The sequence below is a fragment of the Enterococcus sp. AZ067 genome (assembly GCF_051715005.1).
Classification (GTDB): Bacteria; Bacillota; Bacilli; order Lactobacillales; family Enterococcaceae; genus Enterococcus_D; species Enterococcus_D casseliflavus.
The window spans coordinates 3,335,016-3,354,754 of record NZ_JBIOSY010000001.1 but is presented as its reverse complement, the minus strand read 5'-3'; the positions used below and the strand labels follow the sequence as shown (position 1 = coordinate 3,354,754).

The 19,739-nt window shown below is 43.6% G+C and carries 17 protein-coding genes; 9 read left to right on the top strand and 8 right to left on the bottom strand.

Annotation, left to right across the window (positions count from 1 at the left end; all coding sequences use genetic code 11):
* Positions 1-22: 22 nt before the first annotated feature.
* Genes IGI82_RS15845 through IGI82_RS15835 form a run of 3 tightly spaced genes read left to right on the top strand, consistent with a single transcriptional unit; the run spans position 23 to position 1,625 of the window.
* Positions 23-718, top strand: a complete 696-nt coding sequence (locus tag IGI82_RS15845; RefSeq protein WP_005227823.1) for a 5'-methylthioadenosine/adenosylhomocysteine nucleosidase — start codon at positions 23-25, stop codon at positions 716-718.
* A 43-nt stretch (positions 719-761) separates the two neighbouring features.
* Complete coding sequence (locus IGI82_RS15840) at positions 762-1,325, top strand: cysteine hydrolase family protein (RefSeq protein WP_005227824.1); 564 nt, start codon at positions 762-764, stop codon at positions 1,323-1,325.
* Positions 1,326-1,625, top strand: coding sequence for a hypothetical protein (locus IGI82_RS15835; protein ID WP_005227832.1), 300 nt, complete (start codon positions 1,326-1,328; stop codon positions 1,623-1,625).
* Between the two features lie 100 nt (positions 1,626-1,725).
* On the opposite strand, the gene IGI82_RS15830 is transcribed toward IGI82_RS15835, so the two are convergent.
* Positions 1,726-2,757, bottom strand: a complete 1,032-nt coding sequence (locus IGI82_RS15830; RefSeq protein WP_258317262.1) for a hypothetical protein — start codon at positions 2,755-2,757, stop codon at positions 1,726-1,728.
* 870 nt (positions 2,758-3,627) lie between these two features.
* Here IGI82_RS15830 and IGI82_RS15825 point away from each other — a divergent pair.
* Together IGI82_RS15825 and IGI82_RS15820 are read left to right on the top strand one after the other, a co-directional pair.
* Complete coding sequence (locus tag IGI82_RS15825; RefSeq protein ID WP_438842482.1) at positions 3,628-4,209, top strand: hypothetical protein; 582 nt, start codon at positions 3,628-3,630, stop codon at positions 4,207-4,209.
* A gap of 106 nt (positions 4,210-4,315) precedes the next feature.
* The gene (locus IGI82_RS15820) at positions 4,316-4,927 is read left to right on the top strand and encodes a hypothetical protein (protein ID WP_438842481.1); all 612 of its coding nucleotides are present in this window, start codon (positions 4,316-4,318) and stop codon (positions 4,925-4,927) included.
* Between the two features lie 63 nt (positions 4,928-4,990).
* On the opposite strand, the gene IGI82_RS15815 is transcribed toward IGI82_RS15820, so the two are convergent.
* On the bottom strand, positions 4,991-6,883 hold the full coding sequence (locus tag IGI82_RS15815; protein WP_438842480.1) for a M13 family metallopeptidase: 1,893 nt from the start codon (positions 6,881-6,883) through the stop codon (positions 4,991-4,993).
* Between the two features lie 140 nt (positions 6,884-7,023).
* Between IGI82_RS15815 and IGI82_RS15810 the strand changes: the two genes are divergently transcribed.
* Together IGI82_RS15810 and IGI82_RS15805 are read left to right on the top strand one after the other, a co-directional pair.
* The gene (locus IGI82_RS15810) at positions 7,024-7,563 is read left to right on the top strand and encodes a C39 family peptidase (protein ID WP_005233534.1); all 540 of its coding nucleotides are present in this window, start codon (positions 7,024-7,026) and stop codon (positions 7,561-7,563) included.
* A 71-nt stretch (positions 7,564-7,634) separates the two neighbouring features.
* Positions 7,635-8,600 carry a ribose-phosphate diphosphokinase gene (locus IGI82_RS15805; protein ID WP_438842479.1) on the top strand — a complete coding sequence of 322 codons (966 nt, stop codon included), beginning with the start codon at positions 7,635-7,637 and terminating at the stop codon, positions 8,598-8,600.
* Between the two features lie 78 nt (positions 8,601-8,678).
* On the opposite strand, the gene IGI82_RS15800 is transcribed toward IGI82_RS15805, so the two are convergent.
* Complete coding sequence (locus tag IGI82_RS15800) at positions 8,679-9,698, bottom strand: LacI family DNA-binding transcriptional regulator (RefSeq protein ID WP_005227844.1); 1,020 nt, start codon at positions 9,696-9,698, stop codon at positions 8,679-8,681.
* 107 nt (positions 9,699-9,805) lie between these two features.
* Complete coding sequence (locus IGI82_RS15795) at positions 9,806-12,070, bottom strand: glycoside hydrolase family 65 protein (RefSeq protein ID WP_438842478.1); 2,265 nt, start codon at positions 12,068-12,070, stop codon at positions 9,806-9,808.
* Between the two features lie 251 nt (positions 12,071-12,321).
* Between IGI82_RS15795 and IGI82_RS15790 the strand changes: the two genes are divergently transcribed.
* The gene (locus IGI82_RS15790; RefSeq protein WP_074536166.1) at positions 12,322-14,496 is read left to right on the top strand and encodes a PTS transporter subunit IIBC; all 2,175 of its coding nucleotides are present in this window, start codon (positions 12,322-12,324) and stop codon (positions 14,494-14,496) included.
* Between the two features lie 93 nt (positions 14,497-14,589).
* Positions 14,590-15,420: an endonuclease/exonuclease/phosphatase family protein gene (locus IGI82_RS15785; protein ID WP_074934055.1), complete on the top strand. Its 831-nt coding sequence runs from the start codon at positions 14,590-14,592 to the stop codon at positions 15,418-15,420.
* A gap of 56 nt (positions 15,421-15,476) precedes the next feature.
* Here IGI82_RS15785 and IGI82_RS15780 read toward each other — a convergent pair whose 3' ends face one another.
* From IGI82_RS15780 to IGI82_RS15765, 4 genes are all read right to left on the bottom strand, one after another.
* On the bottom strand, positions 15,477-15,917 hold the full coding sequence (locus IGI82_RS15780) for a hypothetical protein (RefSeq protein ID WP_005233546.1): 441 nt from the start codon (positions 15,915-15,917) through the stop codon (positions 15,477-15,479).
* The gene (locus IGI82_RS15775; RefSeq protein ID WP_194193487.1) at positions 15,910-16,683 is read right to left on the bottom strand and encodes a MurR/RpiR family transcriptional regulator; all 774 of its coding nucleotides are present in this window, start codon (positions 16,681-16,683) and stop codon (positions 15,910-15,912) included. The genes IGI82_RS15780 and IGI82_RS15775 overlap by 8 nt, the downstream gene beginning before the upstream one ends.
* A gap of 63 nt (positions 16,684-16,746) precedes the next feature.
* Complete coding sequence (locus tag IGI82_RS15770; RefSeq protein ID WP_438842477.1) at positions 16,747-18,078, bottom strand: 6-phospho-alpha-glucosidase; 1,332 nt, start codon at positions 18,076-18,078, stop codon at positions 16,747-16,749.
* Positions 18,079-18,091: 13 nt separating this feature from the next.
* Positions 18,092-19,684, bottom strand: a complete 1,593-nt coding sequence (locus IGI82_RS15765) for an alpha-glucoside-specific PTS transporter subunit IIBC (RefSeq protein WP_016609922.1) — start codon at positions 19,682-19,684, stop codon at positions 18,092-18,094.
* Positions 19,685-19,739: the final 55 nt, after the last annotated feature.

Sequence of the window (19,739 nt, the reverse complement as noted above, 5' to 3'; positions counted from 1 at the left end):
ACGAGAAGCAGGAGGCAAACACATGAAAATTGGTATTATTGGTGCAATGGAGGAAGAAATCAAGGCGTTGCGGGAACAGTTGATTTCACCGCTTTCTTGGGAACGCGGCGGCGCACTATTTATTTCAGGAAGTATCGGCAATCATGAAGTGATCGTCGTTCGTTCAGGTATCGGCAAAGTTCTGGCATCGATCACCACTAGTTTATTGATCCAACAATACGGGGTCAATATGGTGATCAATACTGGATCAGCTGGTGGGATCGGTGCCGGCTTACAAGTAGGGGATTTAGTGATTTCAGATAAAGTGGCCTATTTTGATGTCGATGTGACGGGCTTTGGTTATGAATATGGCCAGCTGCCTGGCGGGATGCCTTTGTATTATGAAGCCAGCCGCTATTTGATCAGTGAGATGACGAAAGCCGCAGAAGCGACTCATCATACCGTGAAAAAGGGACTGATCGTTACCGGTGACAGCTTCATTCATGACCCGCAAAAAGTACAGGAGATTTTAGGACATTTTCCAGATGCCTTGGCTTGTGAGATGGAAGGCGCCGCGATCGCACAGACCGCGCAGCAATTCAATATTCCTTTCTTGATCGTGCGCGCGATCAGCGACACCGCCGATCACGCAGCAACCGTCTCTTTTGATGAGTTTATCTTAGAAGCTGGCAAGCGTTCCGCTGAAATGGTCTTGGCATTCGTTGAAACATTAAAGTAACTTAAAAAACAAGAGAGCCGATTCGTAAGAGGAGGAAGGAAGCATGAGAGCATTACTATCCATTGATTATACGTTTGATTTTGTTGCAGATGAGGGACGATTGACCACGGGTGCTGCTGGGCAAGCGATTGAAGCTGCCTTAGTGGCTCGGACGCAAGCCTTTATCGAAGCCGGTGAGTATGTCGTTTTTGCCATTGATCGTCATGAGGAAACAGACAACTATCATCCTGAAAACCGCTTGTTCCCACCCCACAATCTTGCGGGCAGTACGGGGCGACATCTCTACGGCCGTCTAGCACCGCTTTATGAAAACTATCAGGAAGCGCCAAATGTCTATTGGATCGACAAGCGTCATTACTCCGCGTTTAGCGGTACCGACTTGGACATCCGACTGCGGGAAAGAGGGATCACGGAATTGTACCTGACCGGCGTTTGTACCGACATCTGTGTCTTGCATACAGCAGTGGATGCCTATAATTTAGGCTACCAACTGGTGATCGATGCAGATACCGTTGCCAGCTTTGACGCAGTCGGACATGAATGGGCACTACGCCATTTTGAAAATACCCTGGGCGCGAAAATCATTTCTGCGAAGGAGGAAGCATAAATGGGATGGATGGATCAATTAAAAGCAAATTTCAGTTTCAGTGAACTGACTAGCCTTTATCAAGCGTATCAAAAAGGGGATCTTGATGTAAAGGCGTTGTTGAACAATGACTTCTTACAAAAGTATACGGATTTTCAGAACTTGGATGAGTTTATGGCTAAATTAGGCATCCAGAATGAAAACCAAATCTTCGACTTTCTAAAAGACCGCCCCAATCGGCAAAAAGCCGATCAAGTCGTCAATGAGCATTCCCAATTTGATTCTGTGATCAGTATGATGAAAAAAGCTTTACAGAAATAAACAACGATAGAAGAAGGAGCCTTCGAAAATCAATTGATTTTCGAAGGCTCCTTCTTTATATATTAATTGGTGGGTTATGTAACAAATTGATTTTTATTTGCTACCACATACCCCAATTATTAAGCTGTCTAAAGTTTAGCCGGCTGTTTCGTGTACCCGCTAAAGTATTGATGGCAGCAAGATCAATAATAGATACGTACATTGTCGCCATAGCGGTAACATACATGGTAGCGATTCCCGCTATCCCAATTGGATTTGCACCCATAAGTAGAAGAAAGACAGAGTCTAAAACGGTGTCATACATCCCTTTTAAAGCCTTTTTCGAAGCTTGATCGATGGTTTCTTGTGTATCGATCATCTTGGAAATTTCTTCCATGAATTTTTCTGGGGAGTTTATGGATTGTATTGAAGGAATATCTTCAGTGAAATATTCATGGAGATCCTCAATAATAGATTCCCGATCTTTTATGTCTTTATATCTCGCAATGGATTTTTTTACGTTAGATACATGATTTCCTAAGGTATATATATCTAGATTTGAAAAATAATCTTTGAGACTAGTTACCGTATCATAAGATGATAACGCAAAATTCAAGTACTTGGCTCCCGTAGTGGTTCTAAGGAAGGCATTGTAAGCATTGGTGTCATTGAAGGTGTAATACTCAGGGTAGTAACGAAGGGGAAGTCTGTCACCCACCAGCCCAGCATTGCGATCATAATCATGCACATCAAAATAATAAAGCATAAATGTGTGCATAAGTTGATCATTGGTGGGATTGTTCCCGTAAATTCTGGTGGCAAATTGTTTGACTTTAGGAAACTCAAAAGGAACGACCGGCGTAACAGCTGGTAAATTTCTTTCTGAACGCTCCTCTGTTGGCATTAGTGACTGGTACTGTAAATTTTCAAAATCGATACTCGTATTAGCAAAGATTTCCAAAGATAAACCGATTTCTACTAGCTCTTCTTCAAGGGCGACCAATAGATTCGCTTTTTCGTAATGGTCATCAGGAACATCTGCAAAATTGCCACTCTCACTGACAGCATATGCCGTGATTGGTGAGAAAAAACCACTCAGTAAAACGACAAGTAACAATATAACTGAATATTTTTGCTTCAATTTTTGCTTCATTTCAATTCCTCCTCATAATTAAAGTTTGACAACACGTGTTATACAAGTTAAATTTATCATATAAAAAGACAAAAATGAATTATTTTATTTAAATTTGATTAATTTTTTTAAAAAATGTAGGATTAGTTATTTCGCCTTAATTTTTGAAGGTATCCCTAAGCAGATAACCTTGCTTGCTAAAAGAGGAGGGAAGTGAAAAAATTCAAGATATTCGACGATGATACAACTAAAGGAAAATTGTATGCTGTGATTGATTATCTAGTGATCACCTCAGCCCTTTGTTTTAGTGCATATCATTCTTTTCCGCTTACGATTCCTAAGTATTTACATATTCCGGGGACGAACGAGTATATGGTAGGTGGCTTATTTAGCGTATTAATGTCCTACTCTCTTTATAAGACCTATTTGTTGAATGCGCATAAAAACATTCCTAAAGAAAAAAAACATAGTATAGAAATCAGTTTTTTTCTCGGCTTACTCGTCTCTTTTATTTTGCTTTTATTCAGATCAGAAAGCTTAATTAATCATTTGCTTTTTCGAAACCAATTACCTTTGGAACAGATTATGTATCACTTAGATCGATTGTATTTTCTCAATCTACTTATGTTACTGTTCGCTTTGATACGGTGTTTATTCGCTTTTGATTACTATCAAGCCTTTTATTACAAAAAAAGAAAATGCTACATGGGCTATATTTATGTATACAGCTTTTTATTTCTAGTAGGAGGTGCACTCTTCTATATGTGGATCATGTCCATAAACTTTTTATTTCGCAAATAGTGTCTTCGGAGTTTACGTCCATACCTCAGTGCCGTAGGAAAAGTTTTTTCAAAAATATACTCAGTTATGAATAGCATAGGGGGCTTTGTATTGGGGAAAACGGATCAAGTGACGTTATACAAGCGAAAAGGAAAAATCTATTCCATCATTGATCATATAATTATGGGGGCTGCAATATTATTTGAAACATATCATAGCTCCCCAATTAGACCTATAATTCGTGGGAGATCAGATATTCGTGGGATTGGGTTGTCGGCTGTGAGCGCAATGGTGTTTTTGCTAGCTTGGGAGACAACTTTAAGTTTAAACCGTCATGAGCTTGTTCCTGAATACAAAAAGCATCTCGCTGGAATTGAGCACGCTTTCTTCTTCTTGGTTGGTTTTTTTATCTTGATTTTCACTGCCGATCCCTTGATTGGTTTACTATCGCGAACGATACCGGTAGAGAAAATCACCTATCATCTGGAACGGCTCTACTTTCTTCATTTTTTTATGATGTTCTATATTTTGTTGCGGTGTGTATTGGCATTCGATTATTATCAAGCCTTATATTATGAAGATAGAAAATGCAGGATGTATTATGTCTTGCTTTGTTTTTTCGTAGGCATAGTTATCACTCGTGTTCTTCTAGGGGTTCTTTCGTTAGTTGTCTCGTTCATCTATCACTTCTAAAAAATCCATTAGCAAAAGACAAGACTCAGCTGATTAAAAGATTGTCTTTCAATCGAATAAGTTTGTTACAGGATTGCTTTATTTAAATTGTGAGGAGGTTTTTAATGTGTTGAAAAAAAGATATCAACCCCTTGATAGTTATCAGCGAAAAGGGAAGATCTATTCCATCATTGATTATGTAATCTTTGGGAGCGCAATAATTTTTGAGAAATATCATAGATTCCCACTCAGGCCTTATAGACCCCCAATCAGACCTATTGGAACTCTTGGAACTTCAGATATTCGAGAGATTGGGTTAACGGCTGTGAGTGCAATGATTATGATATTAGCCTGGAATACAACTTCAAGTTTAAACCGTCATGAGCTTGTTCCTGAATACAAAAAGCATCTCGCTGGAATTGAGCACTTTTTCTTCTTCTTGGCTGGTTTTTTTATCTTGATTTTCACTGCCGATCCCTTGATTGGTTTACTATCCCGAACGATACCCTTAGAGAAAATCACCTACCATCTGGAACGGCTCTACTTTCTTCATTTTTTTATGATGTTCTATGTTTTACTGCGGTGTGTATTGGCATTCGACTATTATAAAGCCTTTTATTATGAAGATAGAAAATGCAGGATGTACCATGTCTTGCTTTGTTTTTTCGTAAGCATAGGTATCATTCATATTCTTCTGGGGGTTCTTTCGTTAGTTGTCTCGTTCATCTATCACTTCTAAAAAATCCATAGCAAAAAGACAAACCCTAGCTATCTATGGTTTGTCTTTTTCTTACGCTATTGTTTACCAGATCTGCACACGATCTTCTGGTGCACGATACATAGGGTCACCAGGTTTGATATCAAAGGTGGTATAGAATTCATCGATGTTTTGGACTTGGATATTGGCACGTAGTTTCGCTGGTCCGTGGACATCGATCGACAGTAAGAGCTGTTGGTATTGTTCTTTGGCTTTTGTACGCCAGATCTTCGCCCAATTGGTGAAGAAGTCTGCTAAAGAAACATCGCTTTCTTTTTGCGCTGCTTCTAGCGCACAGCTTAGTCCGCCTGCATCGGCGATGTTTTCAGAAACAGTCAACGTTCCATTTACGGTACCGCCGGCAAAGGGCAGTCCATCAAACTCGTCGATCATCGCTTGAGCTAAGCGTTCAAAGTGGGCCAAATCTTCCTCTGTCCACCAATTGTTTAAATTACCATATTCATCAAATTTTGCCCCGTTGTTGTCAAAGGCGTGGGAGATCTCATGAGCAATGACCGCGCCGATCCCCCCATAATTTGCGCTGGTGGATTGTTCCAAACTATAAAAAGGTGCTTGTAAGATTGCCGCTGGGAAAACGATCACGTTTTTAAATGGGTGATAGTAGGCATTCACGGTAGCGGCGGACATTTCCCATTCCTCGCGATCCACGGGCTGCTGCCATTTTTTGAAGGCATCTTCTCGGAACAAACGATTGAAATGCAGGGCATTTGCCAGCAGACTTTTCTCTTCATCGGTATGCAATTGGTCATAAATGGCAGGAACTTGATCAGGGTACCCGACATGGATGCCTAAACGATTCAATTTGATGATCGCTTTTTGGCGGGTTTCTTCACTTAACCACGTGTTGTTGCGCAAACGATCTTGGTAGACAGCAATCATTGTTTCCACCATGTGTTTGACGTCTTTTTTCGCCGTTTCCCCAAAGTACTTGCGTCCATAATAATCACCGATCACTTGACTAAAATGACCCATCGTTAAATAATAAGCCGCTTTTTGTTGGGGAGCCGCTTCATCGATCCCTGATAAGTAGCGGCTGTAGGTTCCGCCTAACTGACGCAATTCTTCACTCAGATAGCTAGTATAGCGCAAGCTTTGGTTGACGATCATCCAGCCTTTCAAGAGTTCAAAATGGCTATCAGAAACAATAATGTCAAAGGCTTCAAAGTAAGCGGGTTCCGTTACGATCAGCTCTTCTGGTGTCCCTGGTAAAAGGGCCGTCAAGAGTTGTGTAAAATCGATCTTGCTGGCTTGCTTTGCAAATTCTTCCAAGGAGCGAGGATTGTAATTTTTGCTATAATCCGCACTTTCTTCCGCACTGCGGACATGAGGGGCGATCAATTTATCAAAAGCGATCGCTTGCTCTACCAACGATTCCGCTTCTGCTTGGTCTTTTCCATAAGCAACTAAAACGTTGACGGCCATCTCAAAGTAGACTTGCAGCATTTCGCTTGCTTGGGGATTTTCTGTGTAATAAGTTTTATCCGGCAAAATAGTAGCAGGCGGATAGACCGACAAAGTATTCATTTGCGCATTTTTCATGTCTGCATCGACATCTAGTTGGAAAGGCAAGGCAATGCCCTCTAAAACGAAACTTGCCAGTTGCTGATTCAATTCCTCATAAGAACGCAACGCTTCGATTTTTGCTAATAGTGCATTTGCTTCAGTAGCGCCAGCTGCCTCTCGTTGGTCAAAATCGCTGGCTAAGCGGTAAAAAGCCACAGCATCCTTCATGCGGCCTTTTGGCGTAGCATGGGGATCGTGTGCCATATTTTCAAATTCTGCGATCATTAAGGAATCGATTCCGTCAACGAGATCTTGGAATCCACCCGTAGCGGGTTTATCTGCTGGAATAACAGCGGTCTCCAGCCACTCGCCATTTACATAGTCATAAAAATCATCTTTTAACAAGGTTGTCATGTCTTTCGCTCCTCTCGCTTTCTACTATTATGAAACAAAATCTGTAAGGACGCAAAGAAAAGTTTTCTAGACGAAAAAGGGTTTTGATCCAAGTAGGAGGAGAATCTAAGGTATAATAAGAAAAAAGGCAGGTGAACGAGATGGAACAAGTAGAGTGGAAAGGGATCGCCGAAGAGCGGTTTCGTCCGTATAAGCAGTGGGTCACTCCTTCAGGGTATTTATGCGGCACCTATGCGGCAGCCGTCTTTTTGGCCTACTATCAAGATTACATCGATGAAACGATCATCCCGAAAGCGTTTCGTAGAAAAAAACAGCGGGATCTGACAGTAGTGACGGAAATGCTGCGGGTGCTGATTCAGCCTCATGGGTTGCCGACGATCGCTTGGCAGGTCAGTCATGGATTGACTCGGTTTTTCGATCAATTCCAATTGCCTTACCGCGGACGTGCGACTGTTGTTGGCGGCTGGCATCGAGCGTGCAAACGAATCGATGAAGGCAAACCGGTGATCATCGGTATTTTGAAGCCTTTAGGCAGCACGTATGGCAATCATTGGGTCGTGGCTTACGCCTACGCTGAAACCGCCAGCGGAGAACGCTATTTTAAAGTTCATGACAACTGGGGCAACTACAAAAAAGTAATTCCCGCCAGTTGGGTAAACGGTACCGTCACACTTCCTTGAACGAGACGGTTAAAAAAACAGTCACTTTGTGCTAGAATAGAAGAAAACAACCACATTCATTGGAGGCAATCATGGGCGAAAGTTATAAAGATAGTTCGTTGAAAATTTTTAGTTTAAATGGAAATTTACCATTAGCAGAAAACATTGCGAAAGTTTTCGGTACAGAACTAGGGAAGTCAAAAGTGACACAGTTTAGTGATGGAGAGATTGCCATCAATATTGAAGAAAGTGTGCGGGGCGACCATATTTATATCATTCAATCGACGAATGAACCCGTCAATGATCACTATTTAGAGCTATTGATCATGATCGATGCGATGAAACGGGCTAGTGCGAAGACCATCAATGTCGTTTTGCCTTATTACGCATATGCGCGGCAAGACCGAACCGCCAACCCGCATGAGCCGATCACTGCAAAATTGATTGCCAATATGCTGGTGGAAGCAGGGGCTTCTCGAATCTTGACGCTTGATCTGCATGCCGTCCAAGTTCAAGGATTTTTCGACATCCCAGTGGATAATCTCTTTACGATCCCATTGTTTGCCCATTATTATCGCGAACAAAAAATGACGGGTGACGACTATGTCGTGGTTTCACCAAAAAACAGCGGTGTCCAACGGACCCGTAGTTTGGCAGAATACTTAGATACAGCGATCGCGATCGTCGATCAAGATGAAGCCGATAGCGGCTATGTGATCGGTGATGTCGTTGGGAAAAAATGTATTTTGGTTGATGACATTTTAAATACCGGCCATACATTGGCAAAAGCGGCAGACTTGTTGAAGGAAGCTGGTGCCAGTGAAGTGTATGCATGTGTCTCTCACGCCTTGCTTTCGCCGCCTGCTAAAGAAATTTTGGATCAATCAGCGATTGAAAGTATTTGTGTCACCGATTCTTGTTGGACCAGCGAAGAACGCCATCCAGAAAAACTGCACTACATTTCTTGTGCCGAATTGATGGGGGAAGCCGTTCGCCGTATCCACGAAAATACACCAATGAGTCCATTGTTCCGCCTGGAAAGCAAAGAGTATAAATAAAAATATGAAAAGCACCCGCTATCCTTAGGGACAGCGGGTGCTTTTGCATGTAAGGGGAAGTGGATCAGACCCAGCGGATCAGTTCAACTGGTTTCGGTTTAAGACCGTTTCTCGTTTGATCAGCTTATGTGGTACGACCAGCTGTACGCCGTTTGAATCTTCGTGATTCAATTGCGCCATCAGCCGTTCGGTAGCGATTTTTCCTAAGGACAACACGTTGATATCGATACTAGTCAAATACGGATGGGTCAAAGTAGCAAAGATCGAATTGTTGAAACTGATGATGGATAAGTCGTCGGGGACTTTGTAGCCATACATCGTCGCTAATTGAATGATCCGCACAGCGAACAGATCATCGATCACGACGATGGCCGTTGCTTGGGATTCTTTGATCGTTTCTTCAAACGTGACGTAATCTTCCGCTTTTTCAAAGGTCAATGCTGGATAAAAGGGGAGATTTGCCAGCATCATGGCTTTTTGGTAGCCGAAGAAACGCTCGAAATACAGGTTTTCATGGGTCGTATTGGTAGCAAATAATATCTTCGTATGCCCTTGGGCGATCAGATGCTCGGTTGCTTGCTTGCCTAACAACTGGTTGTCATTATCGACAAAAACGATTTTGTCTTCATTGCTGTATGGTTGACCAATCAAAGTAAAAGGGACTTCTTTTTCGACCAGATAGTCGATGATGGGGTCTTTTTCATCGGAATAGACCAAGATAAAGCCATCTACTTGTTTTTGCAGGTGCATCCGTTCCACGTTTTTTAGTAATGTAGCAAAGTCACGGGCGGAGGCAACGGCAACCGTCATTTGATGATGGCGGGCCTCTTCATTGATGGCTTCGATCGTTTCTAAATAAAAGGGGTTTCCTAGTCGTTCTTTCGAATCAAGAGGCGGCAAGATCACGCCAATGGCACTGGATATCTGTTTGCCGAGATTTCGAGCCGCAAGATTGGGGACATAGCCCATTTCTGCCATTACTTTGCGCACTTTCTTCTTGGTATCTTCAGAAATGCTGGGATGATCGTTTACGACACGAGAAACCGTGGATGTAGCGACGCCAGCCTTTTTGGCGACATCTTTGACCGTAATGCTCACTGATTTCCCTCCTTTTTTAGCTTATAGTATCACAAAGTGTCGGCACAAGGGTAGAGCCAATCAAAAGAAAGAAGAAATGCAGACATTTCTTCTTTCAGAAGGCTTGTTTAGTTGATCGCTGTACTGATTTCGTCTTCTAAAACATAGTCTTTGCCATACAACTTGATTGGCAATGCCTCACCGCTGATTTTCTTCAAAGTCACCGTTGACTCATTGACGGAAACAAAGAGCAGACGTCCACGATAGTTGATGTGGAAGGCGTAGCGGCTCCAAGTTTTAGGTAAGAATGGCGCAAACCCTAAGTGATCGTGATCAGTTTTCATTTGAGCAAAACCTTGAACGATCGCTAACCAGCTGCCGGTCATAGAAGTGATGTGCAAGCCATCATCGGTATCATTGTTGTAATTGTCCAAATCAAGACGAGCAGTCCGCTCATACATTTCCAACGCTTTTTCTTCCATGCCTAATTCCGCTGCCAAAATCGCATGGATACTTGGAGAAAGGGAAGATTCATGCACTGTCATCGGCTCATAGAAATCAAAGTTCCGTTGTTTTTCTTCTTTGCTGAATTGATCGCCGAAGAAGTAGATACCTTGCAAAACATCGGCTTGTTTGATAAAGCAAGAGCGCAAGATATGATCCCACGACCAATTTTGGTTTAACGGCAAATGTTTTGGATCAAGATCGGAAACGGGCATCAAGTCTTTGTCTAAGAAGGTATCATGCTGGACGAACACACCAAGCTCTTGGTCTTCTGGGAAGTACATATTGTCGATGATGTCTTGCCATTTGGCTTGTTCTTCGTCAGAGATCGTGACAGTCGCTTCGTCTTTGAAGGCTTCATAGCTGGCTAAGGTATAAGCTAAGACCCAAGTAGCCATTTTATTGGTGTACCAGTTGTTATTGATATTGTTTTCGTATTCGTTTGGTCCTGTAACGCCATGGATCATGTATTTTTGCTGGCGTTTTGAATAGTGGACACGATCTGCCCAGAAACGTGAAATCGCGCTTAACACTTCTAATCCTTCTTTTTTCAGGTAACTTGTATCGCCAGTATAATTCGTATAGTTGTAGATGGCATAAGCGATGGCACCATTTCGGTGGATTTCTTCGAAAGTGATCTCCCACTCATTGTGGCATTCGATCCCAGTGAAGGTCACCATTGGGTAAAGGGCACCTGCTAAGCCTTGTTTTTGCGCATTGATATGGGCTTGCGGCAATTGGTTGTGACGGTATTTCAACAAGTTACGGGTCACTTCTGGTTTTGCTAATGCCAAATACAATGGAACTGCATAGGCTTCGGTATCCCAGTAAGTCGCACCGCCATATTTTTCACCAGTAAAGCCTTTCGGTCCAATGTTCAAGCGCTCATCTTCGCCATAATAGGTTGAAAACAATTGGAACAGGTTGAAACGAATCCCTTGTTGCGCTGCAGCATCGCCTTCAATGATCACATCGGCTAAATCCCAGCGGGCTTTCCAAGCAGCGACTTGTTCTGCACGCAATGCATCGTAATCTGCTTTGTATAAAGTGCCTAATTCGGTGACTTTTGCTGGATGATCATGAACGGGAACATCACGACTCGTAACGATCAAGACTTCTTTGATTAATGAGAAGGTGTCACCGGCTGTTCCAGAAAAGGCAAAGGTATCAGCAACGCAAAGCTCGCTTTTCACGGAATCGATCGGTGTTTGGCTATGACGCATAGCAGAAGTGACAGTAAAGCGTTCAATGTCAAAATTATTTTCTACGGTCCGAGTGGTCAAATAATGGAAGGTTTCGGTTTGGCCATGAGCCAATTCTTCCCAGAAACGTTCGTCGTAGTTGCTGTCTTCGTTATGGACATTGTTATCTAGTTTAGAAACGACTTTGATCTCAGCGTCGCCTTCAATGATCTCAGCGTCCATCTTAATGAGGGCAAGTTCACGTTTTACGATGCTCAAGAAGCGTTCAAAAGAGAATTTTACGGTGGCGCCTGCCAAAGTGACAGTAAAGTTGCGGCGTAAAATCCCGGTTTCCATGTCTAGTTCTAAACGGAAATCACTTGGGCTGATTTTTGCTAAGTCAACTAATTGGTCATTGACAAATAGGTCCATTGCAATAAAGTTGACCGCGTTGATCACTTTGCCAAAATAGTCAGGGTAGCCGTTTTTCCACCAGCCGACACGGGTTTTGTCTGGGTACCAGACACCAGCGATATAAGTACCTAAGTGATGATCGCCGCTGTATTGTTCTTCAAAGTTGCCGCGCATTCCCATGTAGCCATTCCCGATACTTGTTAGCGACTCTTGCAGTCGACGATTTTCTTTATCTAAGGTAGATGTCGCGATTTTCCATGGATCGATCTCGAACAATCGTTGGATTTTTTTCATGAAAGTCCCTCCAGAATCTTTTTGATATCTCTATCATAAGCGCAAACGATTGCATCGTCAAGTGAAAGTTGTTGCGTTTAAAGAATTTCCTGTTAGGAAACATTGAGAAAGAGAGATCCAGTTATATAAAGGTGAAAAAGCGAATAGAATCCCTTTTGATATTTCTGGGTTTACAAAATCTTTTTTCTCCGTTAGAATGAAATCATTAAGAAACCGATTGCGTAAATCGATTCAGGGAAGGAAGAAGGAAGATGAAAAAATTATTGAGCTTCGAATTTTGGCAAAAATTCGGAAAAGCGCTAATGGTGGTTGTCGCTGTTATGCCAGCTGCTGGTTTGATGATCAGTATTGGGAAAACGATCCCAATGATCAATGCCGACTGGGCATTTTTGATCACTACAGGAGGCGTCATTGAAAACATTGGTTGGGCAATTATTGGTAACCTGCATTTATTATTTGCATTAGCTATTGGTGGTAGTTGGGCTAAAGAGCGAGCTGGTGGGGCATTTGCTGCCGGGATCGCCTTTATTTTGATCAACCGGATCACTGGTTCGATCTTTGGCGTGACGAGCGCGATGTTAACCGAAGAAGGCGCCTTTACCCATACGTTGTTTGGGACAAAGATCATGATCGACGGTTTCTTTACTAGTGTATTAGAAGCACCTGCTTTGAACATGGGTGTCTTTGTCGGGATCATCGCCGGTTTTGTGGGGGCAACAGCTTACAACAAATACTATAATTTCCGCAAATTACCGGATGCGCTTTCCTTCTTTAACGGCAAACGCTTCGTCCCTTTCGTGGTGATTGCCCGTTCAGTAGTCGTCGCATTAGTATTATCGATCGTTTGGCCTTACATTCAAGCCGGCATCAACAACTTCGGTTTATGGATCGCGCAATCACAAGAAAGTGCGCCCGTTTTAGCACCGTTCTTGTTTGGAACCTTGGAGCGGCTGCTCTTACCATTCGGGCTGCATCATATGTTGACGATCCCGATCAATTACACCGAATTAGGTGGAACCTACACGATTCTTTCTGGGGCACAAGCCGGCACCCAAGTCTTTGGACAAGACCCATTATGGCTTGCTTGGGCAACGGATCTAGTGAATATGCGCAATGCTGGCGATACGTCACAATATCAATTTTTATTGGAAAACTTTGTTCCTGCCCGCTTTAAGGTTGGACAAATGATTGGTTCATCTGGGATCTTGATGGGCTTGTCTTATGCCATGTATCGCAATGTCGATGCGGACAAACGGCACAAATATACCTCTATGTATTTATCAGCTGCTATCGCTGTCTTCTTGACAGGGGTAACGGAACCGTTGGAGTTCATGTTTATGTTTGCTGCCGTACCGCTTTACATCGTTTATGCAGTCGTACAAGGGGCTGCGTTTGCGATGGCGGATATCGTCAACTTACGGGTCCACTCTTTTGGGAATATCGAGTTGTTGACCCGTACCCCAATGGCGATCAATGCCGGCTTAGGACAAGATTTGATCAACTTTGTGTTAGTGACCATCGTCTTTGGTGTTGGGATGTATTTCTTGGCCAACTTCTTGATCAAAAAATTCAACTTTGCAACACCAGGTAGAAACGGCAACTACGAAACAGAAGGAGCCAGCGATGCGCCAGCAACAGCTTCGGCGGATGGCAATTTGAACCCAGATTCGCAAGTCGTGAAAATCATTCATTTATTAGGCGGACGTGAAAATATCGCCGACGTTGATGCATGTATGACCCGTTTACGGGTCTCTGTGAAAAATCGAGAAGCGGTCGGCGATGAAAAAGCATGGAAAGCCGCAGGGGCTTTAGGCTTGATCGTAAAAGACAACGGCGTGCAAGCAGTCTATGGACCGAAAGCAGATGTTTTAAAATCAGACATTCAAGATATCTTAGATTCTGGTGTCACGATTCCCGAACCGACGGCTAGTCAAGCACCAGTAGAAACCACTACCCACCAAAGCCAAGGCGTGACAGCTGAACTAGCTGCCGTTGCCACTGGAGAAGTGATGCCGATCACCTCTGTCAAAGACCAAGTGTTTGCGGAAAAAATGATGGGTGACGGTTATGGCGTGCGCCCAGAGCAGACGATAGTTGTCGCACCAATCAGCGGGAAAGTCACCAACATCTTCCCAACGAAACATGCGATTGGCTTGCTTTCTGATGAAGGCATCGAAGTATTGGTTCACATGGGCTTAGATACCGTTGACTTAAACGGTGCCCCCTTTACGGTAGCTGTCACTGAAGGACAACAAGTGGCGGTGGGTGACAAGTTAGCGGAGATGGATCTCGCTGCAGTAAGTGCTGCTGGCAAAGACACCACCATCGTTGTAGTGTTGACCAACAGCGATCAAATCGATTCCTTTGAATTGACCCAAATCGGTAAGCAACAAGCAGCCGCAGTTGTTGGAATCGTAAAACTATAATAAAATGACAAGCGGGTCGACTCTTTTGTTGACCCGCTCTCTTTTATTTTTTTAAGGAATCGTACAAGCAAACCGAGAGAAGGAGCCTTATTCATGAAGGTATTAACATTGAACACCCATAGCTGGTTAGAAGAAAATCAGCTCGAAAAATGCAAGATGATCGCACAAGAGATTGCAACAGGCGACTATGACATCATCGCCTTGCAAGAAGTCAACCAAACGATCGCTGCTCAAACCATCGTTCCTGATGGGCTTTATTGCCCCACAGATACGCTGGTGGAAATCAAGGAGGACAATTTTGCTTTGCGTCTAGTGGAAGAACTACAACTGTTAGACTGTGATTACTACTGGTCATGGACCTACAGTCACGTAGGCTATGACATTTACCACGAAGGCAATGCCTTATTGTCCAAACAGCCCATCATTGCCAAAGAATACCTTGCTTCACAAGCCACGGATGTCTGGGATCATACCACACGCAAAAACCTGAGCGGCGTGACTGAAGCCGATGGACAGATCGTACAAGTCGTTAGCTGTCATTTTTCTTGGTGGCAAGACGGTAAATTTGCCTACGAGTGGCAACAGACAGAAGCATTTTTAGCAGAACGGGCAGATACCTTATTGATCCTAGGAGATTTCAACAACGATGCGGCCAGTTCTGGTCATCAACTCGTCCTTGACAGCTCCTTACAGCTGCAAGACAGCTTTTTAACGGCTACCGAAACGATCGGTGAAGCCTCTGTCGTTAAAGCCATTGATGGTTGGCAAGACAATCGAGAAGCATTGCGGATCGATTATGTTTTTGCATCCAATGACCTGCAAGCAACGGAATATGAAGTCGTTTTTGACGGAACGCGTACTCCGATCGTCAGCGATCACTTTGGAATCAAAGTGGTTTTTGCTTCAAAAACAGAGCCAAACTAGCAGAAGCGACAGCAAAAAAGCAGTGCCAACTGGCACTGCTTTTCTTTTTGGGGAAGTTAAATCGCTGATCGAACAAGGAGGAAAAAGAATAAACTCAATAAAAGAATGAATGCTAATGCCCCATAGGTAAAACTCTTTTCGCCCCAGGTTGCGTTTTCCTCCTGACTCGAAAGACTCCTTCTTGTAAAAAAGACGAGTCCTGCGCCGATGACATTCGCTGTCAGTAACTGTTGAAAGAAGATCAGGAATAAATACTGACCCAAAAGGCCTTTTTTACTCATGGAAAACCGTTGAATAAAGTACAGGCAAGCCCCTTGCAGCAAAAGGAGACTACTTAACAAGACCCCTAAAGCGGCTAACGGTTGCGAGTTGAGGTACTGGGCAAAGGTCATCCCATGGTTGAAGGCAGTCAAGGAAAGATAAAGATAGTAAGCACCGGCGATCAAAAGCCAATAACTCAGTAAAATCAATGGAAACGCCCATTTTCGTTTAGTCATGGTTGCCCTCCTGTAAAGTGAATAGTCCGTAGGAACGGATCAAATAATCAATCAAGCAGCTTAGTCCAATCAAAGACTGGCTAGGGATTTTCTTGCGACCGATTTGAAAAAAATCGCAATAATAGGTCAGGTGAAACGTTGAATGGCGAGCAAAATAATTATCTCCTGGCGCACTCAATGTCAAAACGGGAATCTGACGAATCGCAAAAGTCGTCAGATTCTCTTTGACGTTTTCTGTTTCGCCGCTCAGTGAGGCGATGATCACACAATCTTCGGCAGTGATCATCGGCATGACCATATCAAATTCCGTTTTGTTCGGCAATACGATCACTCGTTTTTCCATAGAAAGCATCATTTTGGAAAACTCCTCCAGTGCTTTCTTTTGGGAAAACCCAGTTGGGTAGCAGTAGATGGTTTTGCTGCGGTCAAACAAGCGGTTGAGGGCAGCTAAGTCTACCGTTTTTACATAGTTGAGGGTGGCGAAAATATCCTCTTGTTGCTTTTCAAAAATCGTTTTTTGCTGCGAAATCGTTGTTGTCTGTTCTTGCTGATGCCGTAGAAAATATTTGAACTCGGAATAGCCAGAAAAACCAAGTTTTTTCGTCAACCGTAAAATAGAAGACTTGGAGACGTGAACCTGCTCGGATAGCTCGACGATCCCCATAGATAGAACGGTGTCGCCGTTGGAAAGAATGTAGTTTAGAATGCCACGATCAAGTTCACTTAACTCTGATTGGTGCTGTTGAATCAAATACTGTAATTTCACAAAAACCCCTCCTTATTGATTAAGTATAGCTGAAAAGCCAGGAGGGGAGGCGAAGAACGCTGGCTAGTGTAATTCTGGCCAAAAGGCTTGATTTGCTTCAATCAATTCATCGAGTAATTCTTTGGCTACACGGGCATTTGGGACCACTTTTGAAAGAATCAGTGCTTGCCATAATTTCTGGTAAGAACCCTCTGCCCAAGCCTCCACGACTAATTTTTCTACGGCGACTTGTTGCTCCATCAATCCTTTTTGGAAGCGAGGGATCTTGCCTTGTGTGATTGGTTCTGCCCCGTTACTGCCGACGATACAAGGCACTTCCACCATTGCCTGTTCATCAAAGTTGACGATCGCTCCTTCGTTAGGCACGATCAACAGCATACGTTCTTGCGTGTTATAAGCAATCGCTCGTGCAAGGTCCACGATGTAGCTGGCGTGTTCATCCACTTCAAGCGTGGTGTCAGTCGCTGTCTGGTTTTCTACGATGCGTTGGCATTCACCAAAGACGTGTTTTTCGCGGCCAGCCATGACTTCATTTGCCCGTGTAAAAGATGGGTTGGTGTGCGCCACTTCATCTTGAGGGAAAAAGTAATATTTCAAGTAGGTATTTGGCAAAGTGGATGGATCAACTTCGTACACTTCTTTTGCTTTGTCAAAGGTGTGCATCCAGCTGGCATCAGCATGTTGGCTCGCTTCGATTTCTTCTGGCAATGAATAGCCGTATTTTGCCACATGCGCCTGGATCTGCGGCAGCAAATCATTGCCAGCTTTGTCTCGTATATCTGTCCACCAGCCAAAGTGATTCAAGCCATAATAGCGAACCACCAACTCTTTGCGAGAAGCTAAACCGATCGCTTGCGCCATCCGTTCTTCGATTCCCACTGGCATATCACAAATATTAATGATCTTGGCATCAGGGCGCAATTTACGAGTCGCTTCTGCGACGATCGCTGCAGGATTGGAATAATTCAACATCCATGCATCAGGGGAATATTTTTCCATGTAATCGACTAACTCCAATACACCGCCGATAGAACGCATCCCATAAGCGATCCCGCCAGGACCACAAGTTTCTTGGCCGACCACACCATATTTCAAAGGGATTTTTTCATCCTTTTCGCGCATCGCATACAAGCCAACTCGGATATGCGCCATCACAAAATCGACATCCTGAAATGCGGTTTCGGGATCAGTGGTTGCTAAAAATCTGATTTCTGGTGCGCGTTCTTTCAATAAAATCTCGCAAGCTTGTGCAACTTTTTCTTGTCGTTCTTCCAAATTGTCGTAAAACTTGATTTGGCGAATCGGGAAACGATCCAAGTGTTCCAAAAGCATCAAGACGATTCCTGGGGTAAAGGTACTGCCGCCTCCGGCGATCACGATTGAAAATTTTTTCATTTTTGTTTCCTCCTTAGTCTGATACAGCTAATAATTTTTCGAATTGTTCTCTCACTTGTGGCACATCCAGGCCAACGATCACTTGGAAGGCGTTGCCGTTGCGAACAACACCATGGGCACCAGCGCCTTTAAAGATGTCATCTGGCAGCACTTGGTCTTGATCTTTAACGGTGATTCTTAGGCGAGTGGCACAATTAGTGACTTTATCGATATTATCGCGACCGCCAAACCCTTCTAAGTAGACTGCGGCTTGTTCGGTGTAGCGATTGGCACCAGCAATCACTGGCGTTCCAGTGTTGGCTTGTTTTTCTTTATAATCTTTTTTGGTGTACAGTTTGACTTCGCTATTGTTTTCTTCCCGTCCTGGTGTGGCTAACTTAAATTTGAGGATCAAGAAGCGGAAAACAAGGAAATAAAGGGCAGTAAAGGCTAACCCGATCACCAGCTGCGTGAAGATCATACTGCGATGATTTTGAAATAGCGGAATCCAGACCTTCGCCAACAGATCGATCAAGCCGCCTCCCATATCTCCAACGACCCCGAAGGCAAACATCGTTGCCGCCATGGTCGCTGCTAAAACAGCGTGCACCGCAAAGAGGGGTGGTGAGATAAAGAGGAAGGTGAATTCCAATGGCTCAGTGATACCAGCTAAAACGGCAGTTAAAGTGGCAGGGATCAAAATCGCTAAGACCTTCTTTTTGTTCTCAGGCTTGGCTGTGAAATAAAAAGCAGCAGCGATTCCTGGTGCAGCAAAGATCTTAGAATTGCCATGTAAAGCAAAGCCCCCTTCAGGGAAAAGCTCTTTCAATGGTCTGGTGGATTGGGCAAATTCTTGTAAATGTGCCATCCAGTATTTGGAGATTCCTTCTTCGACGACAGCTGGACCAAAAACAAAGGGGGTATACACGAAATGATGGAGACCTGTGGGAATCAATATTCGCTCTAAGAAAGTATAGAGCCAGACCCCAAAGACCCCAGCACTTGCTAGAAACCCTTGCATGGACCCAATGCCAGCTTGGACTTTCGGCCAAATCAATGCGATCAAGAAAGCAACTGGCAGCATTAAAAAGAAACCGAGGATCACGACAAAGGAAGAGCCTTGGAAGATTCCGAGAAAATCAGGCAGCTTCGTATCGAAAAACTTGTTGTGAAGATAGACGACGATCGCCGAAATAAAAATTGCTCCGATAATACCAGTATCTAATGTTTTAATGCCAGCGATCATTTTCAAGCCACTCTCACCGCCGGGATCAGCTGCAAAGTTGACACCGAAGAAGTTACCAAAGTACTCGATCATGCCAGAAATAAAATAATTACAAGTAATATAGACGACAAAGGCTTCCATTGCCGCTCGCGCATTGGCTTTTTTTGCGAGACCGATCGGTAATCCAATGACAAATAATAATTCCATTTGGTTGAAGACCGTCCACGCTCCGTTTTCAATGATCGTCCAAATGTTGTACCAAGTAGAGCCTTCAGTGGCGATGCTCCCCACAAGCATCGGATTTTTAAAGATAATACACAGCGCGACCATGATCCCTGAAAAGGAAAACAAGAGGACCGGGGTAAACATCGCACCGCCAAACCGCTGAACTTTTTCCATCATAATTTCTTAACATCTCCTTTCAATTTTTACTACAACCTCAGTATAGAAAAGAAAG